The organism is Rhodoferax sp. TS-BS-61-7, assembly GCF_002943465.1.
GTDB lineage: Bacteria > Pseudomonadota > Gammaproteobacteria > Burkholderiales > Burkholderiaceae_C > Allorhodoferax.
The window spans coordinates 70,164-94,602 of record NZ_PTQY01000005.1; the positions used below are offsets into that span (position 1 = coordinate 70,164).

Sequence of the window (24,439 nt, forward strand, 5' to 3'; positions counted from 1 at the left end):
CCGCACATGAGCAAACCCCTCGTCATCTTCGGCACCGCGGAAATGGCCGAGCTCGCCCGGTTTTATTTCGAGCATGACAGCGAGTACCGGGTCGTCGCCTTTACGGCGGACGATGGTTTTGTCGAGGGCGACAGTTTCCAGGGTTTGCCGCTGGTGCCGTTCAGCGAGGTCGTCAAACATTTCCCGCCGGCCGAATACGGCATGCACGTCGCGCTGTCTTATGCGCGCCTGAATCGCCTGCGCCAGGAAAAGTACGAGCAGGCCAGGGCGGCCGGTTATACGCTGGCTTCTTATGTGTCCAGCAAGTCGGTGAGCTGGCCCGGGCTGATGCTAGGCGACAACTGCTTCATCCTCGAGAACCAGACCATCCAGCCGGGCGTGCGCATCGGCAACAACGTGATGATCTGGTCGGGCAACCATCTCGGACACGGCAGCGTGATCGGCGACCATACTTATATCGCCTCGCATGTGGTGATTTCGGGGCATTGCAAGATCGGGCAACGCAACTTCTTCGGCGTAAACTCCACGCTTCGCGACTTCTGCACGATCGGCAACGACTGCTTCATCGCCATGGACGCGGCTGTAGCCCGCGACATGCCGGACGGCTCGGTCGCCCTGGCGCCGCAGGCCGAGGTTTACGCTGAAGACGATCGCCGCGCAAAAGCGCTCAAACGCATGTATTTTAAAATTTAAAGAAAGATCGAGGCCTGGGAATGTCCAGTAATAAAGATTTCGGTTACACCATGGAAACCAAGGCAAGCGCGCAGAACCTCGAGCATCGCGAATTGCTGTACCAGATGTTCAAGGACCGGCCGATGCCGGACGACCAGTTGCTGATCTGTCTGGGCCTGTTCATGCGCAGCTCGGCGTTGACGAAAATCCTGTTCGTCAACGAAGCCTACCAACTCATCCTCAACCAGCCCGGCGTGATCGTCGAGTTCGGCACCTGGTGGGGCCAGAACATCGTGCTGTTCGAGAACCTGCGCGCGATCTACGAGCCCTTCAACCAGAGCCGCCGTGTCATCGGTTTCGATACTTTCAAGGGATACCCGGAAATTTCGGAAAAGGACCGCGGCAGCGAGACCATCAAGATCGGCGGCTACAAGGTCGCGGAGAACTACCGCGAGTACCTCGAGGGGCTGATCGACTACCACGAGAAAAACAACGTTCTCGCCGCGATCAAGAAGCATGAACTGGTCGAGGGCGACGTCAGCAAGAGCGCGCCAGTTTGGTTCGCCAAGAACGACGACGTGATCGTCGCGCTGGCCTACTTCGACATGGCGCTCTATGAGCCGACAAAGGCCGCGCTCGAGGCGATCAAGTCCAGCCTGGTGCCGGGCAGCGTGGTCATGCTCGACGAGTTGAACAACAAGGACTATCCCGGCGAGACGCGGGCGTTCAAGGAAGTCTTCAAGGACATGAAATACCACGTCAAAAAATCGCAGTTCATGACCGACCGCACTTTCATCATCATCGAATAAACGCGATGCAGAACAGGAGCGTGCAGCAGTGGCGCAAGCTCGGGCTGATCATTCAGCCGGACCGGCGCCTGCCATGGACGCAGACACACTGCATGGTGCCGACGCCGCAGGTTTTGGGCGACGGCTTGGTGAAGGTGTTTTTCTCCGGTCGCGACGCGCTGAACCGCTCGCACGTCGGCCACGCGATCGTGGACCTGAATCGCGACGGCCAGATCGTCGACTACCCGTCCGCGGCGGTGCTGACGCCGGGCGCGCTGGGCTGCTTCGACGACAACGGCGTCACGCCGTCCTGTGTTGTCGACCTGCCGGACGGTGAGCTGGGCCTGTATTACATCGGCTGGAATCCGGGTTCGACCGTGCGCATGCATATCTTCGGCGGCCTGGCGATTAGCAAGGACCAGGGCAAGACCTTCGAACGCTGGTCGCGCGCGCCCATCCTTGAGCGCACGCGCACCGACCCCTACCTGAACACAGCGCCATGGGTGGTTCGCCACGGCGACGGCTACCGAATCTTCTACGTGTCCGGTTACGAGTGGCTGCACAAGGACCTGCCGCGCTACAACATCAAGACCGGCTATTCCCGGGACGGCAAGAACTGGGTACGCGAAGGCCACGTCTGCCTCGACTTCCGGGATGAGAACGAGCATGCGCTGGCGCGGCCCTATGTGGTGCTGGAAGACGGCCTGTGGCGCATGTGGTTTTCGTACAAGAGAGCCGACTACCGGATCGGATACGCCGAATCTAGTGACGGACTCCACTGGGAACGCCTCGATCACCTCGCCGGCATCGACGTCAGCCTCTCGGGGTTTGACAGCGCAATGACGGAATACGCTGCCATCGTCAAACACGACGGCAGGCACTTTATGTTCTATAACGGGAACAACTACGGCTTCGACGGCATCGGACTGGCGGTGTCTGAATGACACGCGTAGCGATCATGCAGCCCACCTATCTGCCTTGGTGCGGCTATTTTGCCTTGATGCAAGCTGTTGACATTTTTGTCTTCCTTGATTCCGTTCAATTTGCGAAGCGATCTTGGCAACAGCGTAATCAAGTTAAGACTCCTCAAGGCGCGCAGTGGTTGTCTGTCCCGGTAATTAGTAAAGGTAAACGTGATCAATTGATTAACGAAGTCGAAATCGATACTGGCGGGAATATTATTGACGTCCACCGAAAGTCAATAGAAATGAATTACGCTAGAGCTCCTTACTTCAGGGAGCTAGGGTCAGGTGTTTTGTCCTGTATTGATCCAAAGAAAACTAGACTTGTGGACTTAAATATAGGAATTGTGAAATTTCTCTGCGGACTATTTGACATAAAGACCCAACTATTGTGCTCAAGTGATTTGCATGGGTGCGGGACCAAGGCCGACTTACTCGCCTCATTATGTGTAGAGTTGGAAGCAACCGAATATATTTCGGCACCAGGATCGAAAGCATATTTGGATGAATCCACTGCTTTCGAGCAAATTGGCTTACCAATTCGCTACTTTAATTTTCATCATCCGGTCTATCCTCAATTGTTTGGTGATTTTCTCCCCTTCATGTCAGCGATAGACTTAATATTCAATTGTGGTGAACGCAGTGCAGAGCTTCTAAAGCAAGGAATAGAGGTAATTGAGTGAAGCGTATTGCAATTATTCCAGCCCGTGGCGGCTCCAAACGTATTCCGGACAAGAACATACGTAGCTTTTGTGGCGAACCAATGGTTGCCCACATCATTTCAGCTGCATTGAGCAGCGGTCTTTTTGACGAAATACATGTTTCAACGGATAGCAAAGAGATTGTCAAAGTGGTGGCGGAGCTGGGCCTTAAGGTCGCCTTTATGCGACCTCCGCATTTGGCAGACGACCATACGCCTATTATGCCGGTGCTGAAATACGTGCTCGAGGAATATCAGGGGCAGGGGTTGTCATTTGATACCGTCGCAATGCTCATGGCCTGTGCGCCAATGATCACGGCAGAAGATTTGCGAGGTGGCGCAGCTTTATACGATTCGCTAAAAGGAAAGCGGGCTGTCCTCGGCGTGGCCGAGTATCCCTGTCCCATTGAGTGGGCATTTCGGCGCGAACCGAGCGGTGTGCTTGTGCCGACGCAGCCAGGAATGTTCTCCGTTCGCTCCCAGGATCTTTCCTCTGCCTACTACGATGCAGGCCAGTTTTGCTTTATGTCCAGCCAGCGCATTTTGTCAACGGTTGGCGCCGGTAGCGATGAGGGTTTTCTGGGTTATCCGATTCAGCGCCATCAGGCGATTGACATCGACACGATGGACGATTGGCGATTTGCAGAGCTTGTTTACACCAGCATTCGCTAGCATTTGGAGCAGAGTTGACGCATGTGGTGAGGATTGGCGGCCACGCTTTTCCCCGCTTCGTGGAAATGCCTGCTGTCAAAGGGAGACCATCCGGATGCATTGTAGGGGACGGCAAAACTGGTTTTCTATCGGGAATATGTTGATTCCAGAGACAAACTGATCAGAGGGGGCGCGGCAAAAATGTATAGTATCGATGCTGATCAGTAAACTTGGGGCAAGGGCATGTCGAATAGACATTCGGTGCGCGTACTCATCGGTCGCCGCGACATCATGGAACTCGTGCAGTTTTGCACGACAAGCCCAAAGTGTTTCTGTCGATCTCACTCACTGGGTCGAAATTCCGCAGCTCGCATCGCTTCTCCAGAAGCTCGAGATCTACGGGACGAAACCCATCTAACCCGCTTGGAAAATAGGGGTAAAACGCATAAAAGACCTCACAGTAGAAATTGCTGCAAATGGTCTCGACGTACACACTTATCTGATTGGAGCCAATTGCTTTTTCGCGTCGGTTATTTAAAATTCGGGCGCACACAAACCTACCGTTGCAAGAACTTATTGCCCGCAAGCAGCTTTTCCAAGGCTTGTTTTGCCCGGTAAGTGCACACGACGATCCTGTGTTGAAAGTAACTTTACAGGCGTGGAAAGAAGCTTTGCCTTTGCTTAAAGAATTTTATATGCGATGGCGTATCATACCCTTTTGAAGGGAGGCCCTACATAACCCGTGTTCCGGGCCTGCGAAACTTTAAAATTAAACCGCTGATTCCCGATATCAAGGGCGAAGCTGTTGGTTTGGGCCTTGCTCCCGATGTTTATGTTGCCGACTTCGATGCCATTGCCGAATCGGTGTTGAACTCTTCAAGTTAACCATATACGCACAAACCACATATCATGTTACTTGACCAGTGGGCCGAGACTGTATTGCCATTGCTTATGATGAAGTTCTTATCGCTTTCGAAAGAAAAGGTCGGAGACGAAGCCACACGCATTGACGACAATATGGAAACTTGGCTTCACACCATTTGCCCCGGAATGGGATTGCCACACAATTTCATTGATGTCGATATGCGAAAGACTTTGAAATACGCTGTAAAGAGGGGCGCGCCGCTCAGCTTTGATCTACTAGGTTGATAAAGTATTGATTTCCACAGCTAGATTTTATTTGCGTCAATTGTCTGTCGCTGACGTATCGGAGCGCTATCTCTCTTGGCTACGAGATGAGATAGCGCAGAGATTCATCATTGGCGCCCATGGCGACAATGACATGGACGAGCTGCGTAGCTACGTATCACAACGCGAGGCACGTGATGATCTCTTGTTTCTCGGTATCTTCACTCACGATGGTACGCATATTGGAAACATTAAGTATGAGCCGATTGATAGCGTCCGTTCGGTTGCAGTTCTCGGTATCCTGATTGGAGAGGCTGCATGGCGTGGCCTTGGCGTTGCTGGTGAGGTCATTGGTTCCTCTGCATATTGGCTGCGGGACAACCGCGGCATAAAAACGATAGTTTTGGGCGTGGATCGGGACAATCTCCCCGCTATTCATGCTTACAAGAAATTGGGCTTTGTGGACGAATTTCACCCATTGGTACCAGTCGATGCGGTTGCCGCTTGTTCTATGGTTTGGCATCTTTGACGGAGGCAGGGTTGGTAACCAAACATCATTCCATTCATGCCTACGCGGCTTTTGATGCACGTATCTCAAAGGTGGAGCGCTGGATAGTGCCGCAGATTCACCCGGTGCTGGGTTGCGATGCGGGTACTGTGAGGCATCGACTGATTCAGCGCCTAATTGAGCTGACTCTGGCGCCATTTGTCTCCCAACTAGCACAACATCTGCGCCAAAATGAGCCGTTTTTGCATCCAGAGGGGGCGTGCCTCAATTTAAATGGCATCACGATCAATACGCAGTCTGGCAAGGTAACGCTGACCGCCCTGTTATTGATGCGTGCCTGTATTGATTTCGGCGCGCACTGGCTGCATGCCCTGTATTCAATTCTGTTTATCGGTACATGTGCGCCTCGCGGTAAGGCGACCCTGGTGTTTGGCGTGGGGGGGGAAAGTCTTTTCTATGGTGACGATGACCAGCGTTTTGCTGAGTATTGTGCAAAAGGCCCGATTGGGCCTCTTAGTTCTGCTTCAAGGCTGATCGTCCAGGATTTGACCCACAAAGGTTCCTACTCTGATGCAAGGCTAAGCTATGCACGACACCCATTCGTGCAATTGGCTCGAGAGACACGGTTGTCTTGGCCTGAGCGACTCAGCCTGCTCGGACGGCACTTGATTATCCCCGCACGATATGTCTGGGGCATTGTCCGTTGCAGACACTTGGCCCTGCTTAGCCGCGACTATGCTGTGGCGCCGCTGTTGGCGGCACTTGACCGAGCGGGTCAGATCGAGGCCATAGTTTTTACTAATTCCAATTACTCGATTCAGCCACTCTGGGCGCGTGCCCCTCGTACCTATGCGACCCACATGGTGTGGTATTCCCAGAATGTGATCCCATTTGTCATGAAGGCAGACGACTTTGCTGCAGATCTTCCCAATTACCGATACATGCAAGTGGATACGCATTGGGTATGGACTGAGGGTTTTCGCCGATATCTGCTGGAGCGTGGTGGCCGACTTCAATGTGCTGAAGTAGTTGGTCCTGTGATGTGGTACCTGCCCGGTACATTGGGTAAGAATGTGACAGCCTCTTTCAATGTCGCTGTATTTGATGTCACTCCGATCAGCGATGCCTATGCTGAATCAATTGGCCTGCTAGGAAACTACTATTGCCCCTCTACCGCTATCGGTTTTTTGGAGGATGTTCTCAAGGCAACGGCAGTTTTGCGCGGTTTGGACGCGGTTGAGTGCAAGGTAAATCTGAAACATAAGCGCCAGTATTCCCCAACTCATGACAGAAGATATATTGAATTAGTGGCAAGCCGTTCGGAAGACGGGCAAGTAAAACTGGCTCCATTCAATACTGACATCTACAAATTCGTTGCGGAAAGCGATGTCGTAGTTGTGATTCCGAACTCTTCGCCTGCGTGCATTGCCAGTGCGTTAGGGATCCCATGCATATATTTTGATCCGACAGAGGAAATGCGCCCGAATTTCGAGCCAGCTCAGGGCGTTTCATTTGCGTCTGGGGTCGCTGCTCTAACCGAGCAATTGGCCAATACCTACAAGGCAAAAAGGCTGCGCATGTTCGGTAACCCAAACGAAGCTGAGATGCAGTAGCACCTGATTGAATTCGCCAGCATGGTCTGCTAAATTTTAGGCCGTCGGGGGTTTTACCCATATCTGGTTCACACTGTCGCGCGTTGTCAGTTGAAATCCTGCCTCGGTAAGAATGGCTGGAACTTCTTTCGACAGGGCTTCAAAGTCTGTATGAACTTCAATGAGGACTGTGTGACATTGCGGGTGGGCCAAAGTCTTGCGGGCTCCGCGCAAAATCAGATGTTCGATACCGTCGACATCTGCCTTGATGAGGCTTGGGTAATCAGGAACGATGTGTTGTTCGATCAAATAGTCCAGCGAAAAACCGCATGTCTGGTAAGACAGCACTTTTTGCAACGGCTTGCCGTCTTGTCCGTGCTCAACACCGAACGCAGAAAGCGCGCCTCCCTCATCGGTGACTTGGAGGTTGAAGTTGGCAAACTCGTTCTGCGCGGTCAGAGGATTGGTAACAATACGAATTTTGTCCTGGACCTGATTGGCATTGATATTCTTCGCCAGCAAAGCGAGATTGAACACCGACGGCTCGAACGCATAAACTCTGCCGGGTTTTGTCTTCGCGTAGTAGATCGAATAGAGGCCGACGTTTGCCCCTATGTCGAAAAGGACTCCGTCGCCGCCATATTGGTCAATCCATTCAAGTGTTTCGGGCTCTTTGGTCGAGAAGGTGTTTACACGCCACTGGCACAAGCCATTGGGGGTATGAAATACGAACTCTTGCGGCCTTCCGGCTGTTTCATGTGTAGTTGATGACTTGCGGGCGGCAATGCGACGGCTTTGGATATCGAGCCAAAATGGTACTCGACTAGGAAATATGGCCGAAAGTGCCGACATATAGGCTTGCGCAATTGCGTCAAGAATGACGATGGGCAGAGAGACAAGTTGTTTGAGCAGCGAGCGCATGGAGTATTTATTTGTTGGCCTGATCCGGAGCGGGCGCGATTAACAGTGCATTACGGAAATGGCACCGCAGGAGTAGTGGCGTGTGATAGCTGGCCGGCCCCATTGGGTCGGTAGGCCGGAAACCTTGAAATAGCCGCCGCTGTCTTGCAATTGCGCAAGTATGTCGTCGCCGAGTGGAAGGATGGCTCCCCCGCGCGGCATGACTTTTTGGGTTGTTTCAAAAATTTTGATGCCGCCGTTGCGATAGAGTGTGATTAAGCAGTCGCACGGTCTTTTTGTGCGATTCAACAGCATGACATCAATGGCCGATTGCATACCGCCTTGAATTGGGAACTCTGGCGTCCAATCATGCTTACCTTCAGTCTGTCCGTAAAAAAGCTCGCTACTCTGCATGCACTGTTCCTGGAACACTGCATAGCGATCTACTCCATGCATAAACGCAGGTTGGCTGTGGTCTCTTTCGTAGCAAATGTAGCCACGATCGGTGAAATAGATGAGATTCTTACGGACGACTTCCAAGCTTGCGACACTGTCCGGTATGCGGATATGCCACATGAAGGTGCCGTAGCTGTTTCCGTGCCCAACAAGCTCACTGATGCGCAATGGGTGCATGCCGTGAACAGGCAGGTTGAACTCATGAGATGCAATCTCGTTGCCATCACTGTTGAAAATCCACACCTGTCCCCGCGTCGCGGTATCGAGATCGGGGAACAAGCTGGAAAAATAGTTCTGGATTGGGGCAACAGTATCAATACCTTGATCCAAGCGCCAGAAATAGAGCTCGTTGATAGATCCGTACTTTCGAAATTGCCGCTGACGTTGCCATGCGAGTGGCATCCTGCTCTTAAGCCACGGCTTGGCAGCCTTCGGTAGAGGCAGATGACGATAGAGTGTTCTGAGCATGTTAGTTGCCGAAAAGAGATTTCGCGGCCTGGAGCTTGATGCCGTTGATGACGGACCAGTCAGTCATCATGTACTCCTGCGGGGGGTGGGAGTGTTCGACAGAAACGCCACCCGAAGCCCTATTGACGACGACGCTGAGGGGAATCAGCGCGGAGCTTACTGAGGCGGCAGTGAAACTTACGAAGGTCGAGGGCCCGGCCCGGACGAACTTGTCGACCTGCACGCAACCGAAATCAAAAGCCGAGACAGTGATACTCTCGCGCCCGATACAGGCGCCACTGGCGTCACGAAACACAATCTTCACATCGGCAGACTGCGAATAGTCAGGACTAACGGAGTAGTTGAGAAGACAGATGTGGTTTTCTGTATCTGGATGCAGATAGATCTTGTTAGAAAATGACAGGAAATGCGGCTTTCTGCCTGTTACGTTGAGATTTGGCGGTGTCTCGTAAATAACGCTGCCCATTCCCTTGTCTTCAATGGCGTATTGGACAACGGTCCGATACATAGTGAAATCGCCATGCGTTTCCGTGACGATGTTGTCGATAAGACTGTCTCCCGAGACATATTGGGAAGGAATCCGGTGCACGGCACAGAGGCTGGCGATGTCTGTCCAGCCCTGCTTAGCGACTTCTGCATCTATATCAATGAAGTAGTGCTCGTGAGCGGCGACGGTGCTGACCATGATGCGGCCAAGTAATCGGCCTTGCCCGAACACGCTTAACAACACTAGAAAACTAATGCCCGCGTTGCGCGCATTGGAGGGGTCGTCACCGGTGACGCCAGCAAAGGTTTTCAAGCCCTGCCTAGCCATAATTGCGATCGGAGTTGAAACCAGATGCAGAAGTTTGTGGTTGGCGGGCTCTTTAAGCAAACTCATGGCGCTCTCTCTCAAGATTATCCCTGTGAGGATAGTTTGCGATATATACGCCGCGCCATGGTATGAATGCCCAGCGCTTTTAGAGTAGCGACTATAACTTTGCGTGGAAAGCGTCTTGCCTTGACTATCAGGCGGGAGCTTTCTACTTCTTTCAGGAACTGTATTGCCTTGAGGTGGGCATTGCCTTCTGCCGCAATTTGCGGTGCTTGGCGCATACCCGTCTTGCGGAATACTGCGATGCACCTTTCGTCAGCATGAACCTTAGAAAAGCCGTGCTTGGCCATAACGGCCGTCAGAGTCTCAGCTGTGAAATGGACCAGATGCGCGTTCTGAAGATAACGCAGAAAATCGGATTCGTAGGCGTTGGGGATGTTGTAGACGCCAGGAACGTCGATGATCAGTATGCCTTCAGGGGGGAGTATGTCGGCAACTGTCTCCAGTTCGGCATTGATATCGAGTATGTGTTCAAGCACATGACTGTAGATGATGGCATCAGGATGTTCCTCCCGTAGCGTTTCCACGCCGCCTACCTTGAGTTTCAGGCCGCGTGTCTTGCCGTAGGCCATGAAGTCTGTTCCGAAATCGCAGCCAACTACGTCCCTACAGTAAGACTGGAAGTACGACAGAATGCCGCCGGCGGCACAACCTACCTCGGCGACGCGCATTTCGCGTATGTTTACATGCTTGCTGATGGTGTCGTAAAGGCGCTTGCCTGCACCTTGCTGCCCTTCGAAGAACTCCGCTGGAGAACACTGGAAGCCTTCGTACAGAGATGTGTAGTGATTTTGGTAGAAATCTGCATAGTCACTGCCGCGCATGAGAGGATTTGTCAGGAGCAGCCCGCACCGACGGCATGCTAATGTCTGGACCGGCAGCGAGTAGCGGTCACGCTCGGCGATGGCTGCAAACTCATTGGAGTCGCACAATGGGCACTTATGTAGAGTTAGCTGGTACGTGCCATTCGTCAACTTGGACAGCACATCCTGGCGTGTTTTTTCCTGTACTTTGCTCAGAGGAAGATAAGATTTGTCGTGCGGGCGGAACCTATCGGATATCAGATGGATGGAATCCGATTGATGAGTCTTGCCGCCAAAAAAATGTTCTGTCATGTGTGCGTGGTCTCCATTGCAGTTCTTTGCAACAGGAAAATATGCTCTGATCCGAAGCGGGAAGCAAACTTATTGTTGAGAGTGAATAGCGTATATCGCATTTTTGCCTTGTGCGACCAATGGGTCATCCCGGGGAGCGGAAAGCTGTATCTGACGGATTGAAGGGATTCTAGGCCAATGCCTTTTGCTGCCTCGAGTAAGTCGGCAACTTTGACTCGGTTCTTTGCATACTGAGGAGTCTTGCCGGAAAGGAGATTGCGGACAAAGTAGTAGGGAAAAAGCAGCTTGCCAATGGGGTAGGGGTTCGGTGTTGTTTCAATGATCAATAGACCGCCAGGTTTCAGGACGTTTGCAATCTTCCGCCAAAGCCGCGCTACGTCTGGCACATGTGCAATAACTCCTACGCACAGCACGATATCGAACTGAAGAGCATCAGAGATAATTTCAAAAGAGCCATTTATTAGATCGACATTACAAGCCAGATGGTCGGGGACATTCTTTTGCGCTTGCGCAATCATCTGATCAGAGATGTCCACCATAGTGATACGGTTACTTTCATTCAGCATCGGCAGAGACAGGCTGCCATCACCGCAACCGATGTCCAGAATTTTCAAGTTACCTATTTCGCCCAGAAACTGGCGGACCACACGAGCGCGTATGTCGATACGATCGCTACTGTTTTTTAAATAATCCAGTCGATCAAAAAAGACCTTCACCTTATTTTGAGGCATATTACTAATTGCGTTGTTCGATTGCCAGCCAATTGACTGGTTTTAAATGTCGTTTACAAATGGAAAAATAGTTTTTTTGTATTCGGTAAGCCATTCGTTCGCATAGCCACAATTGCGATAATCTGGGAAATAAGGGCCGCCCTCTGTATAGTGTAAATTTGAGATGTTATCGAGTGGCAACTGAGGATCGTAGTCGACCAGATGATTCCACCGAGCAGGTAGCTTGCCGATGGTCTCGTCAGCCAGCCATCTAAACCGGTGTAAATCTAGTCCGCTAGCCGTCTCGACATAGCTTGGCGTCAGCGCAGTGCATTTTGCGTTATTCATCAACATCACGCTGGACCAGTTCTTTCGCTCGTACTTGGTCTGCACTTGATTACGGAACTTGGTGTCTTCCATGGGCGTGTGTTCATGCTGAACGCACATGACGGAGTATCGATCGTCTCGCAGTTCCCAGAGCTTCGCGATGTCATCGAGTACCAACATGTCGTTGTCCATGAAAATAGACCAGCCTTCGTAGTCTGAGAGGTATGGCACCAGGAATCGCGAAAATGAGAACTCGGTCGATTGAAGAGGGTTTCGCTCGCGATTAAATATTCCTTTAAGAGTTGAGAGGGCGACAGGAATAAATTGAACAGGAACCGAAGAGCGACGGAGTATCGAGGCACACAGTACGTGATACACCACTTCTTCCTTCGGGTCGAAACCGATAAACACTTTGATCATACTTTTGGTAAGTAAATTAGATTTAGAAGATCCGAGGGCGTAAAGTCTGCATCTAGGTAGTAGGCGGCAATCTCGCTTCCTCGCACGTAGTGGTCTTCGGCAACTAGTTGCGTCATGGCTTGGGCGAACGTACCATCTACTTTAACAGAGGTGATGCCAAATTTGTTGTCAAGTTCAAATACGTTGTTGCTGATTGGTTCGTCGATAGCCAGGTACACGGGCTTTACGTTTTGCCGGAGATACTCAATTGCCACAGACGACGAACGAAAAAAGCATACTTCTGGAAGGCCCATGGCAATAGGATCGTAAAGTGACAGGCCATGGAAGGTGACGGAGCTCTTTAGGTGGGGAAATGAGGCCGTATTTGGGTTTATGCGTATGACAAGATGTTGTTTTAGCAGATTTCGCAAGCTCGCAACTGCTTCTATAATTTTTTCGGATTCTGACATATCCCCAATTAGAGCGAAAAGTAAGTAATTTTTCTTACTCGATGTGAGTCGCGGGGGCGAATTCAAACCCCGAAGAAAGTACCCCTTGGCGGTACGATCGCCATATTGGGTTCTAATAATATTGTATGCCATTTCACTCGGTGCAATAATGCGATCTGGGGTTTCAATTTCGCTGAGAAAGCAGTTGTCCCGTAGACCAAAATGGCGCGGAGTTAATGCACAGTGCACATACCCAATTGTGTGTACTTGTGCAGATTTTGCTGCGGCGACGATACATTTTTCCCAGTTTCTGGCTTCCATGGGAAACAAAAGAGTTCTTGTTTTTCCTTGATTGAGGTGATGGGAGATTGCCGCAACTGCAATTTGTTGTCCCAGTACCCTTCCTGCAGTGATTTCCATTGAGCCGAAGCAAATGAAAACTATTTTCTCATGGATGTTTTTTAGTTTCCGGGTGCAGCAAAGTAGCTGAAATAAAAGCCAAGGAGCTCGCAGTGGCAAGGATAGCCAAAGGAATGCTATTGTTCTTGCTGGAAGAAGTGATTCTATAAGAATGTTTTCTGGGCTGTGAGTCGTACTTCCGGCTGCCATGGTGATGTAGTTAAATGGCGCTCGAATTTCTTCAAGCAGCTTGCCCAAATATGCATCTTTGTTCGGCAAATTTGCGCCAATCGAAACAACACTCAAATCATGAGATGGCTCTTCATCAAAACATGCCCTAAATTTGCGAAGGGTGATTCTTGCAATAAGCCAGGTATGCCTGAGTGGCAGAATGATCTCTATCACTAGCCCGATGGCCGCATTCACAAGAATCTTGAGCAAAAAAATGTAATCAATTGCTGTGTTTGGCTGTAATGCAATTGCCAATCGATGTCCTTGGATGGGCAAGGCTCCAGCGTGTCCGGAGCTAAAATTGAACAGTCTGCGGCAATCTGCGTTGGAGAAGTTAAGCAATATCGACTTGATGTTGATTGGCGGTATCAATTTGTTTTCTCTCGATTCAGGTTGCGGAACCTTTCGGTGGATTCTAAAGTAACTTCACGTCTGTGAGGTATGTCGGCCAGTGGTGGCCTGTGATTCGCGGAAAGTCGCTTGATGCGAAATATAGAATATATCGATTGTGCAGATTCTTGATTTTTGATGCCAGCGATCCTTGTAATTGAGGGGGCGTTCCATGTGTGTGTGTGGGGGGGGGGGGCTAAACTTTGTGGCACTTATTCATTGAGTGGCATGTTATTATGTTACACGGCCCTTTGAATGTATTGCCTTTGTTGAACTGTAATCTAGTGTGGTGAGAGGTGTAAAAAGCTGCAATCAGCGCGGTATGCGTTTAGTTCGAGTTGAATGCGTCGCGCCTCATTTCATTGAGTATCGGTGGCGCGTTGTGGCAGCAATCATAATATTGGTGACATCTGCCGGGTGCGGTGCATGTTAATTTTAATAATGGCCCAAGCAAGAAAGACCGCTTAAGAAACTCGTATCGGGTATGTATTTAAAGAGTGAAAATCATTTCAATCTGATTGAGTCAAAAAATGCAAAACGCTTTGAATTTAGCTGTAGTAATTCCAACAAAAAATCGTCCTGATGATCTCGTGCTTGCGGTGCGGTCGATCATTGCGCAGACGAAAAAACCTTCGACATTGGTGGTTGTCGACCAAAGTGATAGTGATCAGGGTAGGAGGGCGGTGGAGCATATAGCAAAGGGTGCTGAAATCCAGGTGGTCTATATTCTCGATGCAGCCATTTGCGGATTGGTCGCTGCCAAATCTGAATCTTTGCGTTATGCAAATGGGGATGTCATTTGTTTTCTTGAGGATGATGTAGTTCTTGAATTAGATTATCTTGCTGAGATAGAAGCGGGGTTTTTGGCAAATCAAGATATGCTGGGGTGCTGTGGGCTCGTAGCAGACATGGGGAAAAGCATCAAGGGGTATGTCAGCTACTTCCAGCTTTTTCATCGCGGCATTTTTTTTGACCCAAGGGTTGGTGTGCATGGGCATGTAGTTGGTAAAGGTCATGCCTTGATTCCGAGTCATGCGCTCTCTGGTGGACTCTCCGCTTGGCGCAGAGGGATATTTAATTCGGTTAAATTTGATATTTCTAACGATTTCTTTATGTTGGAAGATATAGAGTTTTCTACGCGCGCGGCGAGGGTGTTTGGAAACCGATTTTATGTTAATCCAAATGCAAGATTGGACCATCGAGTCTCGCCTGTAAATCGTGAAAAACTCACTTCTAGGCAGCGACGTAAGATACGCGAGTACATTGTTTTTTACAAAAAGCGCAAGGGGTGGCAGTGGGCTAGAGCGTCATTGTTATGGTTGCTTGTGGGGTTATTTTTGGAGTCTTTGTTCCAGACCGTGCGAAACCGTTCGCCTTCGTTGATTCTTAATTATTTTTTGGGTTTGTGGGACGGTGTTAGATGGAGGCTTCGAGAGCCATGACGATTGGTGTTTGGGGGGCGGGTTTGGTTGGTAGAGCTATCGTGAGTAGCTTTGCTGAGCATCAGATGGCTGTATGTGTTCTTAACCGTAGCGTAGACAAGCCAATTTTTGCTAATGGCAAAAAAGTACCGATGAGGTGCATGAGCTTTACTGCGAACGAAGACGAAATGGTGTCCGCATTGGTGGGTATATCAGTTCTTGTGCATTGCGCAGGCAGCATTGCCGATGATTACTCACAGTTTGTGCAGGCTGCTAACCGGTTGGCGGCTGCGGCTGTCAGAGCGCGAGTTGTTCGAGTCTTGATGGTGTCTACCGTTGGAGTGTATGGGGATGCAATTACTGATGCCTGCCTTACAGCGGGTGCAACCATAGACAAGGCGGTACTGCCAAAGCCTTCGTCGCCATATGGAAAATCGAGATATGCTGCAGAAATAGATATGCGTGCGATTCTTGAGGCTTCCGGTATCGAGTTCTCCGTAGTGAGAATTCCTATGGTGCTAAGTGTGGACATGTCGGCGCAAGTTTTCAAAAAACTTCGGTACTTTTTGGACCGTGGATTTTTCCCAGAGTTGGGGGCGCCTTCTGCATCATTACCTTGCATCAGGCTGGAAAAACTACAGATCTGTATCGCGCAGCTCGTAAGCAGTCCAAGCAAACTTGCACCGCTGTATCAGTTTTCTGAGAGTTTGCTTTGGTCTGCCGTACTTGAGTCTTACATGTCAAAGACGGGAAGACGAGTGCACGTTGTCCCGTTGCCGGGCTGGATTCTACTTAGAGTCTTTCGGGCTCTCCGCCTAAAGTACCTCGTATTTAGTCTTCAAGTATTAATGAATGAGGCAACGTTTGGCGACGATTCTGTCCATGTACTTGATGAAGTGGAAACGCGCGAGAGTGGATCTCTGGGGGTTTCTATTGGGAGCGCAGAAATCGAGAGCACCCTATGGTGAAAAGTAGTGTAGATGCGCTCTTGTCGCCCCCCCAATGAAAACTGATTTTTGGGCTTGCAACAGTAAATGCTGCGTTTGTTGTGCGCTGGGTGTCTGGGTGCTCTCACGATAGATTATGAAACGCTCCCTTGTTTTTGTCGTTACCACGCCTTTCGCTGCTAACGCCTTTTTGCGAACACATTTGCTTGCATTGGCCGAGACCTATGACGTAACGTTATGTGTCAACACGGCCGCCTATCCGTTGGTTGACGATATTGCCCGTGCCGTTCGTGTGCGTAATATCGACATCACACGCAAGATTGCACCTTGGCAGGATTTGCGCGCGTTGCTTCAGTTGCTTCATTGCTTCAGAGCGATCCGACCAGTAGTTGTACACAGCATTACGCCAAAGGCTGGCTTGCTGGCGATGTTGGCAGCTTGGTTGGTGGGTGTTCCTTGGCGTTTTCACACATTTACAGGACAGATCTGGGCGAATAAGTCTGGCATCGGTCGTGCCATCCTAAAGGCTATCGATAGTTTGATCGTTGCTTTTGCCAGCAGGGTCTTTGCTGACAGCGCATCACAGTGTAGGTTTTTAGAGCGGGAGCATGTTGTGCGCGGGGGGGGCGCCACCGTTCTCGGCGCAGGGTCTATCGCTGGCGTCGATTTGGATCGGTTTAGGCCAGATCCAACTGCGCGCGCAATATTTCGGGCTGCGGCAGGAATCGACAGCGACACTCCGGTTTTCATCTTTGTAGGCCGTTTGGTCCGTGACAAGGGGGTATTCGATTTAGTCGATGCTTTCGCTTTGGTAAATGCCCATCATTCGAACTGGGAAATGTGGATAGTCGGTCCTGATGAAGATGGCCTGCTAGCCGAATTGAGGGCGCGCGGTGAACAATTAGGAGTACGTATCCGTTGGTTTGGTCCGACTCCCTGTCCCGAACGCTACATGGTTGCTGCTGATGTATTTGTTTTGCCTAGTTACCGAGAAGGCTTCGGTTCTGTGATTATTGAAGCGGCCGCTTGCGGCATTCCCTGCATTGCATATCGGATCGATGGAGTCATTGATGCAATTGTTGAAGATTCCACGGGACTCTTTGTCGATAAGGGGGATGTTTTTGGGCTTTCGGTTGCAATGATTAGACTTGGAATTGCAAGCGACCTGTTGGAAAAACTTGGTGAAGCGGCGCATCAACGGGCCGTTACCAATTTTTCTAGTACCGCTGTAAGCGTCGCATGGCAAGAGTTTTATTCAGCAACACTCGAGAAGCAGACGTGAATAAGCGTAGCAGCGCTGAAGCGGTCGTGTGCAGAGGATTTGCTTTTTCATCAACGCGGCTGTTCTGGTCGCTAAATTTGCTCTACGCATCATTTATTGCACTGCTTTTGCAAAGGGTTTTACTGCATTTTTTTCGAAAATGCACACTGAGCATCGTTTGTTAATGAAAGATGCGATGGTGTGTCGTCAGCGTTTCCTTCGTTATTATTATCACCGCACTGTCAGCCTTCTCATAAAATCTTTGAAGGTATTGGATCCAAAATGGACAAAATGGCCCCAAATTGAAACGTTTTTTTGATATTGCCCTGGCGCTCAGCGCTGGAGCGTTCTTGTTCTTCCCTCTAGCCGTTACCGCACTAGCTGTGCGCATGACGTCCAGTGGCCCTGCCCTGTATTGGTCTGATCGGGTGGGGCGTTACAACCGCATCTTCAAAATGCCCAAATTCCGCAGCATGCGTGTGGATACCCCCGCGGTGGCAACGCACTTATTAGAAAACCCCGATCAATGGTTGACGCCAATAGGTTCTTTTCTTCGGAAAAGCAGTTTGGACGAGCTGCCGCAACTGTGGTGCATTTTGTGCGGGGATATGAGCTTTGTCGGGCCCCGCCCCGCGCTCTTTAATCAAGACGATTTAATAGGCCTGCGAACGGCCAGGGGTGTCCACGTTTTGGTACCCGGTTTGACAGGCTGGGCGCAGATCAATGGGCGTGATGACTTACCGATTCGACAAAAAGTGACGTTGGATGAAGAATATTTGCACCGACGCTCATTTGGTTTGGATTTAAAGATAATTGCACTTACCATTGCCAAAGTATTAAAGCGGGAAAGTGTCGCTCATTGATTTCAATCTTGTAGAGGAGAAACTCGTGAATAATTTAATCGATATCCAAAGCCAAATCGAAAAGCTGCAAAAGCAGGCTAATGAAATCAAGTCCAAAGAGTTCAGCAGCACGGTGCAGGAAATCCTCGCAAAAATGCAGGCCTTCGGCATCACCGTCAAAGATTTGCAAACGGCCAAGCCCGCGAAGGCTGGAAAAGCCGGGCGCAAAGCCAAAGTGGGCGCTGAAAAAACTCCTAAAGCGCCTAAAAAATCCACGGCCGCCGTGGCACCCAAGTTTCGCGGCCCCAATGGTGAAACTTGGTCTGGCCGTGGCCTGACGCCCAAGTGGCTGGCTGCCTTGATTGCCCAAGGCCAACCCAAGGAATCGTTCGCGATCAATGCATAGCCGTGTGCTGGCTTGGCCGCGTGCGGCCAAGCGCTTGGTCGTGATTGGGCTGGATATGGTGTTGGCGCTGCTGGCAACTTGGATTGCGTTTTCTTTGCGCCTGGACGGCCTGCACCAACCCGCTGGCATGCAGTGGTGGGTTTATGCGCTAACGCCAGTGCTTGCGGTGCCCGTGTTTGTGCGGTTTGGCCTGTACCGCGCTATTTTTCGCTACACCGGGCAAGCGGCGCTGCTAGCCACAGGGACGGCGGTCATGGTGTACGCCGCGCTGCTTTCTTGTATCTTGGTATGGCAGCAATGGACCATGGTGCCGCGAAGCTTGGGACTGTTGCAACCTTTGGTGTTCCTCTTGCTGGTGGGTGCTAGCCGTGCTTTTGCGCGATTTTGGCTGGCAGGCTTGGCCGCGAAGTCACGCCCTGGTACGGGGCGGTTGCTCATCTTTGGTGCTGGAACCGCTGGTGCACAGACCGCTGCGGCACTGGGTATTGCACGGCAGTACGCCTTGGTCGGCTTTGTCGATGACAACGCCAACAAGGCGGGGCGCAGTATCAACGGTGCCCCTGTGTTCTTGTCTACGAACCTGTTGTCACTCGTCGAACGTGAGCGAGTCACCGACATCCTGCTCGCCATGCCCAACGCGACCCGCGAGCGGCGTAACCAGATCATTGAATCCTTACAAGGCTTGCCCGTACACGTGCGTACCTTGCCTAGCATGGCCGATCTGGCCAGCGGCAAGGTCACGGTACAAGACATCCACGAGCTGGATGTGGAGGATTTGTTGGGGCGCGAGCCGGTTCCGCCCAATGCTGCCCTGTTAGCCAAGGACCTTGCGGGGCAAGTGGTGCTGGTCAGTGGTGCTGGCGGCAGCATTGGCGGGGAGTTGACGCGCCAGATCGTGCAACAACGTCCTCGGCAGCTGCTGCTTCTGGAGCACAACGAATTCGGTCTCTACGCCATCCACCAGGAGCTGGAGGCGGTGTGCAAGGCTCAGCAGTTGTCCGTGGAGCTGGTGCCTTTACTTGGCAGCGTCTCCAATCCTGAGCGATTGGCAGCAATCTGCAATACCCACCGCCCCGCCACCGTCTACCACGCTGCCGCCTACAAACACGTGCCCATGGTGGAAGACAACCCTGGCGAAGGCGTGCGCAATAACGTGTTCGGAACGCTGAATATGGCACAAGCTGCTGCCGCCAGTGGTGCGCGGCGCTTCGTCTTGATCAGCACCGACAAGGCCGTGCGCCCCACCAATGTGATGGGTGCCACCAAGCGGGTGGCCGAACTGGTCTTGCAGGCTTTGGCGCAAGAACACGCGGGCACCTGTTTTTCCATGGTCCGTTTTGGTAACGTGTTGGGCTCCAGCGGCAGCGTAGTCCCCCTGTTCCGCAAGCAGCTCGCAGCCGGTGGGCCGCTCACGGTGACCCACGAAGAGGTCACGCGCTACTTCATGACCATTCCTGAGGCCGCACAGTTGGTGTTGCAGGCCGGGGCTATGGGGCAGGGCGGTGACGTGTTTGTGTTGGACATGGGCCAACCCGTCAAGATCATGGACCTGGCGCGACGCATGGTCCAGCTCTCGGGCCTGTCGGTGCGAGATGCGGCGCACCCTACGGGGGATATCGAGATTGCGGTGACCGGCCTGCGCGTTGGCGAAAAATTGTACGAAGAGCTGCTGATCGGTGACAACCCGCAGCCCACGGACCACCCGCGCATCATGAAAGCCCACGAGCCGTTCACGCCTTGGGCGGTGCTGCAGCAGGAGTTGCAGGTGCTACTGCAGGCGGCCAACGCCAATGACGCGGGGGCCATCAAGGCCTTCATGGTCCAGCATGTGCAGGGCTACCAGCCCGCCTAGCTGCAGCATGCCGTAGGGATGCCGCAAGCATACGGCTCTGGCAATGCGGCACAATTTGCGCTTCATCCCCCGAACCCACTACGGACTTTGACCATGTCTGACTCCAGCGTCGCCGCCCCTATCGCCCCTTTTGACAAAGCCCAGATCCTGGCCCAGGCCTTGCCTTACATCCGCAAGTTCCACGGCAAGACCATGGTCATCAAGTACGGCGGCAACGCCATGACCGACCCGGCCCTGCAAAAAGCCTTTGCCGAAGACGTGGTGCTGCTCAAACTGGTGGGCATCAACCCGGTGGTGGTGCACGGTGGCGGTCCGCAGATCGAGAGCGCGCTCAAGCGCTTGGGTATGCAGGGCCAGTTCATCCAGGGCATGCGCGTCACTGACGGCCCCACCATGGACGTGGTGGAGTGGGTGCTGGGCGGCGAGGTGCAGCAGGACATCGTGGGCCTGATCAACCAGGCCGGCGGCAAGGCCGTGGGCCTGACCGGGCGCGACGGCGCCATGATCCGCGCGCGCAAACTCAAGATGCTGGACAACAACGACCCGAGCAAAGAGCACGACGTGGGCCAGGTGGGCGACATCGTCAGCGTGGACCCCAGCGTGGTCAAAGCGCTGCAGGACGATGCTTTCATTCCCGTCATCAGCCCCATCGGCTTTGGCGAACACAATGAGAGTTACAACATCAATGCCGATGTGGTCGCCGCCAAGCTGGCCACCGTGCTGCAGGCCGAGAAACTCATGATGCTCACCAACATCAGCGGTGTGCTCGACAAGGCCGGTCAGTTGATGACCGACCTGACCGCCAAGCGCATCGACGAGCTGTTTGTTGACGGCACCATCAGCGGCGGCATGTTGCCCAAGATTGCCGGCGCGCTGGATGCAGCCAAGAGCGGTGTGAACTCGGTGCACATCATTGACGGCCGCGTGCCGCACGTGCTGCTGCTCGAAATCCTGACCGACCAGGCCTTCGGTACCATGATTCGCTCGCATTAATTTGCTATTGAATTAGTAGCTGCTTGCGCTTACTCCATAAGCTTCAGAGGCCAAAAACACTATGAGACTGTTGCTGGTGGAAGACGATGTGATGGTGGCCAGCGGCATCAAACTGGGCCTGTCGGACGCCGGCTATGCGGTGGACTGGGTGGGCAGTGCCGAACGTGCGCTGGAGGTGACCCAGTCGGAGTCGTTTGACGTGGCCGTGGTCGACATCGGCCTGCCGCTGATGGATGGCCTGGCGCTCACCCAGGTGTTGCGAAAAAATGGGCACACCATGCCCGTGCTGATTCTCACCGCACGCGACGCCCTGCAAGACCGGGTGCAGGGCCTGGACATGGGGGCTGACGACTACATGGTCAAACCCTTCGAGCTGCCCGAGTTGCTGGCCCGGCTGCGCGCGCTGTTGCGCCGCTCGCAGGCCGCTACCTCGGCCACGCTTAGTTTTGGTCCGCTGGAGCTGGATACCGCCCAGCGGCTTGCTTGCATACGCCCCCCCGGCGGTAGCGCCCAGCCGATTGAACTGGGCCCGCGGGAATGGACGGTGATGGAGTACTTGCTGCTGCAATCCCCCAAACCCGCCAACAAAGACAAGTTGCTGCAGGCCCTGACGGGCTGGGACAAGGAAATCACGCCCAACGCGGTGGAGGTCTACATCTCCCGCCTGCGCGGCAAACTGGAGCCACATGGCATTGCGCTGCGCTCCATCCGCGGCTTTGGCTACCGCTTGGAACTCTTGGCCCCCTGAGCCTGCCATGACCAGCGGCATGTCTTCCGGCTTGCAGCGGCGCCTGCTGCTCTTGCTGTTGCTGCCCTTGTTACTGCTGGCCATGCTGAATACCTGGTTCGACTTTCGCAGCGCCGACAGCGCTGCGCTGGCCCAAGACCGCCAACTGCTGAACCTGGCGCCTTTGTTGGCCGACTCGGTCATCGCTGGCGGCAGCAATGCCGAAACTCCGCCGGTGTTGCTGGTGGCTCCGCCGGTGGACGAATTCCTCAGCATCCGCCCCGACTTGGCGGCCTTTGCGGTGGTCAGCCTGGAAGGCAAGGTGCTGGTCGGCAATGACTGGTTGACCGGACTGCCCCCCACCACCAAAGAGGCGGAGTTTTCCAGCGAAGAACACCAGGGCATCACCTACCGCATCGTCAGCCAGCGCGTCAAAACAGTTGCCGGTGAGCTGGTGGTGCGCCTGGCCGATGGCTCCGACCCCCGCCAGCAATGGTTGGCCCTGCTGGCCCTCAAGGTGCTGCTGCCCAACCTGGTGCTGGCCATTGGGGGTTTTTTTGCGGTGAACTGGGCGGTGCGCACGGCCTTGCGCCCCTTGCTGGAGTTGCGCGATGCCGTGGAGCGCCGCTCCCCGCGCGACCTCTCGGCGCTGGACCCCGATGCCTCGCCCGACGAAGTGCGGCCCCTGGTGCTCTCGCTCAACCGCCTGTTCGGCATGGTCAACGCCCAGGCCGAAAGCCAAGCCCGTTTTGTGGCCGATGCAGCCCACCAACTGCGCACCCCGTTAGCGGGACTGCAGGCCCAGGTGGAGGCCTGGGCCCAGGCCGTTACGGGCACCAAAAATCATGTCAATATGCCACTGGCGCCCGTGGATACTGCGCAAGCAGCTATTACTTTAGGAGCGGATCAGGTGCTGCGTCTGCGGCATGCCACGCGGCGCACCTCCCAGTTGGCGAACCAGTTGCTGGCCCTGTCGCGTGCCGACGCCCGCAGCGCCCAGGCCCAACCGCTGCAGCGCGTGGATCTGCAGCAATTGTGTGAGGCCGTGTTGGAGTCTCTGCTGGAAGCCGCCATGCGCAAAGACATCGACTTCGGTCTGGACGCCGCGCACGCCCATATCAGTGGGCAGGAGTGGCTGCTGCGCGAGCTGCTGGTTAACCTGGCTGACAACGCCCTCAAATACACCCCCGCGGGCGGGCGTGTCACCCTGCGCTGCGGCCAGCGCCCTGCCGCAGCTGACGCCGCCCCCACGCCTTTTCTGGAGGTGGAAGACGATGGCCCCGGCATCGCCCCGCATGAGCAGCGCCGGGTGCTGGAGCGGTTTTACCGGGTGCCTGGAACCGCCATCGAGGGCAATGGCCTGGGCCTGGCCATTGCCGATGAAATTGCCCGCGTGCACCGCAGCCACTTGCAGTTGGCCAGCGGGACGGGGGGGCGTGGCCTGCGGGTGTGGCTGAATTTTCCACTCTAGGCGCCCAAAACCCTGTGCGAGAATCATCCGAACCCAACGCAGAATCCACCATGCCCGACGCCAACGCCCCGCTTGCCGAACCGGCCGATTCCGCGCCCGCCACCTCCGGGCGCAAGCGTCCCAAGCCTGGCGAGCGGCGGGTGCAAATTCTGCAAACCCTGGCCAGCATGCTGGAGCAGCCTGGTGGTGAGCGCATCACCACCGCGGCCCTGGCCGCACGGTTGGAGGTGAGTGAGGCCGCGCTGTACCGCCACTTTGCCAGCAAGGCCCAGATGTTCGAGGGCCTGATCGATTTCATTGAAGAAAGCGTGTTCAGCCTGATCAACCAGATCGTGGAGCGGGAGCCCGTTTCGGGCGCTGGCCATGGCGAGCGCCAGGCTGCGCGGATTGCCACCATGCTGGTCCAGTTTGCCGAAAAGAACCCCGGCATGGCCCGCGTCATGGTGGGCGACGCCCTGGTGCTGGAAAACGAACGCCTGCAGCAGCGCATGAACCAGCTGTTTGACAAGGTGGAAGCCGCGCTCAAGCAGTGCCTGCGCGACAGCGCTGTGGCCCAGGCCTCAGCCACCCCCACCGTAGATGCGCAGGTGCGCGCCACCACTCTGACCGCCTTTGTCGCGGGCCGCCTGCAGCGTTTTGCACGCTCGGGTTTCAAGCGCCTGCCCTCCGAACATCTGGAGCCCGCGCTGCAGGTCATACTGGGGTAAACCCGTAGATTGCTTAGGAGTAACCCTCTAGAACAGCAGGGTTATGGGGGCGGTTGGTGGAAATGCTGCAAAATAGCACGATCGTTCTATTTT

The 24,439-nt window shown here is 53.6% G+C and carries 24 protein-coding genes; 17 read left to right on the forward strand and 7 right to left on the reverse strand.

All coding sequences use genetic code 11. The features are described 5' to 3' along the window. Nucleotides 1-6 precede the first annotated feature (6 nt). The 7 genes from C5F53_RS14035 to C5F53_RS14070 all read left to right on the forward strand — a co-directional run bounded on the left by C5F53_RS14035 (nt 7) and on the right by C5F53_RS14070 (nt 7,022). Nucleotides 7-693 carry an acetyltransferase gene (locus C5F53_RS14035; protein ID WP_105262015.1) on the forward strand — a complete coding sequence of 229 codons (687 nt, stop codon included), beginning with the start codon at nt 7-9 and terminating at the stop codon, nt 691-693. A 50-nt stretch (nt 694-743) separates the two neighbouring features. Beyond that, a complete protein-coding gene (locus C5F53_RS14040; protein WP_161499941.1) occupies nt 744-1,481 on the forward strand; it encodes a TylF/MycF/NovP-related O-methyltransferase in 738 nt (245 codons plus the stop codon). A gap of 20 nt (nt 1,482-1,501) precedes the next feature. Next, a complete protein-coding gene (locus C5F53_RS14045) occupies nt 1,502-2,404 on the forward strand; it encodes a hypothetical protein (protein WP_146097365.1) in 903 nt (300 codons plus the stop codon). After that, on the forward strand, nt 2,401-3,105 hold the full coding sequence (locus tag C5F53_RS14050) for a WbqC family protein (RefSeq protein ID WP_105262018.1): 705 nt from the start codon (nt 2,401-2,403) through the stop codon (nt 3,103-3,105). Before C5F53_RS14045 ends, C5F53_RS14050 begins: the two co-directional genes overlap by 4 nt. Next, entirely contained in the window at nt 3,102-3,794 is a 693-nt protein-coding gene (pseF, locus tag C5F53_RS14055) for a pseudaminic acid cytidylyltransferase (protein WP_105262019.1), read from the forward strand. Before C5F53_RS14050 ends, pseF begins: the two co-directional genes overlap by 4 nt. 1,159 nt (nt 3,795-4,953) lie before the next feature. Further along, nucleotides 4,954-5,430 carry a GNAT family N-acetyltransferase gene (locus C5F53_RS14065; RefSeq protein WP_255413714.1) on the forward strand — a complete coding sequence of 159 codons (477 nt, stop codon included), beginning with the start codon at nt 4,954-4,956 and terminating at the stop codon, nt 5,428-5,430. A gap of 11 nt (nt 5,431-5,441) precedes the next feature. Continuing rightward, nucleotides 5,442-7,022 carry a polysaccharide biosynthesis PFTS motif protein gene (locus C5F53_RS14070; protein WP_146097366.1) on the forward strand — a complete coding sequence of 527 codons (1,581 nt, stop codon included), beginning with the start codon at nt 5,442-5,444 and terminating at the stop codon, nt 7,020-7,022. A 36-nt stretch (nt 7,023-7,058) separates the two neighbouring features. On the opposite strand, the gene C5F53_RS14075 is transcribed toward C5F53_RS14070, so the two are convergent. From C5F53_RS14075 to C5F53_RS20155, 7 genes are all read right to left on the reverse strand, one after another. Further along, entirely contained in the window at nt 7,059-7,922 is an 864-nt protein-coding gene (locus C5F53_RS14075; protein ID WP_105262023.1) for an FkbM family methyltransferase, read from the reverse strand. Between the two features lie 39 nt (nt 7,923-7,961). Beyond that, a complete protein-coding gene (locus tag C5F53_RS14080; protein ID WP_146097367.1) occupies nt 7,962-8,759 on the reverse strand; it encodes a hypothetical protein in 798 nt (265 codons plus the stop codon). Nucleotides 8,760-8,826: 67 nt separating this feature from the next. Next, nucleotides 8,827-9,705, reverse strand: coding sequence for a hypothetical protein (locus C5F53_RS14085; protein ID WP_105262025.1), 879 nt, complete (start codon nt 9,703-9,705; stop codon nt 8,827-8,829). Nucleotides 9,706-9,722: 17 nt separating this feature from the next. Beyond that, nucleotides 9,723-10,814 (reverse strand): bifunctional 2-polyprenyl-6-hydroxyphenol methylase/3-demethylubiquinol 3-O-methyltransferase UbiG, encoded by a 1,092-nt coding sequence (locus C5F53_RS14090; RefSeq protein WP_105262026.1) that lies wholly within the window; start codon nt 10,812-10,814, stop codon nt 9,723-9,725. Beyond that, on the reverse strand, nt 10,811-11,545 hold the full coding sequence (locus C5F53_RS14095) for a bifunctional 2-polyprenyl-6-hydroxyphenol methylase/3-demethylubiquinol 3-O-methyltransferase UbiG (RefSeq protein ID WP_105262027.1): 735 nt from the start codon (nt 11,543-11,545) through the stop codon (nt 10,811-10,813). Before C5F53_RS14095 ends, C5F53_RS14090 begins: the two co-directional genes overlap by 4 nt. Before the next feature lie 42 nt (nt 11,546-11,587). Further along, on the reverse strand, nt 11,588-12,271 hold the full coding sequence (locus C5F53_RS14100; RefSeq protein ID WP_105262028.1) for a glycosyltransferase: 684 nt from the start codon (nt 12,269-12,271) through the stop codon (nt 11,588-11,590). Further along, nucleotides 12,268-13,584: a hypothetical protein gene (locus C5F53_RS20155; protein WP_146097368.1), complete on the reverse strand. Its 1,317-nt coding sequence runs from the start codon at nt 13,582-13,584 to the stop codon at nt 12,268-12,270. The genes C5F53_RS14100 and C5F53_RS20155 overlap by 4 nt, the downstream gene beginning before the upstream one ends. 665 nt (nt 13,585-14,249) lie before the next feature. On the opposite strand from C5F53_RS20155, the gene C5F53_RS14110 reads away from it, so the two are divergent. From C5F53_RS14110 to slmA, 10 genes are all read left to right on the forward strand, one after another. Further along, nucleotides 14,250-15,161 carry a glycosyltransferase family 2 protein gene (locus C5F53_RS14110; protein ID WP_105262030.1) on the forward strand — a complete coding sequence of 304 codons (912 nt, stop codon included), beginning with the start codon at nt 14,250-14,252 and terminating at the stop codon, nt 15,159-15,161. Then, nucleotides 15,158-16,108 carry an NAD-dependent epimerase/dehydratase family protein gene (locus C5F53_RS14115; protein WP_161499942.1) on the forward strand — a complete coding sequence of 317 codons (951 nt, stop codon included), beginning with the start codon at nt 15,158-15,160 and terminating at the stop codon, nt 16,106-16,108. Before C5F53_RS14110 ends, C5F53_RS14115 begins: the two co-directional genes overlap by 4 nt. Nucleotides 16,109-16,223: 115 nt before the next feature. Continuing rightward, nucleotides 16,224-17,369 (forward strand): glycosyltransferase family 4 protein, encoded by a 1,146-nt coding sequence (locus tag C5F53_RS14120; RefSeq protein WP_105262032.1) that lies wholly within the window; start codon nt 16,224-16,226, stop codon nt 17,367-17,369. A gap of 281 nt (nt 17,370-17,650) precedes the next feature. Further along, a complete protein-coding gene (locus C5F53_RS14125; RefSeq protein ID WP_105262033.1) occupies nt 17,651-18,211 on the forward strand; it encodes a sugar transferase in 561 nt (186 codons plus the stop codon). Beyond that, on the forward strand, nt 18,198-18,596 hold the full coding sequence (locus C5F53_RS14130) for an H-NS family nucleoid-associated regulatory protein (RefSeq protein ID WP_236635376.1): 399 nt from the start codon (nt 18,198-18,200) through the stop codon (nt 18,594-18,596). The genes C5F53_RS14125 and C5F53_RS14130 overlap by 14 nt, the downstream gene beginning before the upstream one ends. Further along, a complete protein-coding gene (locus tag C5F53_RS14135) occupies nt 18,589-20,448 on the forward strand; it encodes a nucleoside-diphosphate sugar epimerase/dehydratase (RefSeq protein WP_105262034.1) in 1,860 nt (619 codons plus the stop codon). The genes C5F53_RS14130 and C5F53_RS14135 overlap by 8 nt, the downstream gene beginning before the upstream one ends. A gap of 93 nt (nt 20,449-20,541) precedes the next feature. Continuing rightward, complete coding sequence (gene argB / locus C5F53_RS14140; protein ID WP_105262035.1) at nt 20,542-21,441, forward strand: acetylglutamate kinase; 900 nt, start codon at nt 20,542-20,544, stop codon at nt 21,439-21,441. A 61-nt stretch (nt 21,442-21,502) separates the two neighbouring features. Beyond that, nucleotides 21,503-22,189, forward strand: a complete 687-nt coding sequence (locus tag C5F53_RS14145; RefSeq protein ID WP_105262036.1) for a response regulator transcription factor — start codon at nt 21,503-21,505, stop codon at nt 22,187-22,189. 19 nt (nt 22,190-22,208) lie between these two features. Beyond that, nucleotides 22,209-23,639 (forward strand): sensor histidine kinase, encoded by a 1,431-nt coding sequence (locus C5F53_RS14150; RefSeq protein ID WP_105262260.1) that lies wholly within the window; start codon nt 22,209-22,211, stop codon nt 23,637-23,639. 50 nt (nt 23,640-23,689) lie between these two features. Continuing rightward, the gene (gene slmA, locus C5F53_RS14155; protein WP_105262261.1) at nt 23,690-24,346 is read left to right on the forward strand and encodes a nucleoid occlusion factor SlmA; all 657 of its coding nucleotides are present in this window, start codon (nt 23,690-23,692) and stop codon (nt 24,344-24,346) included. Nucleotides 24,347-24,439 lie beyond the last annotated feature (93 nt).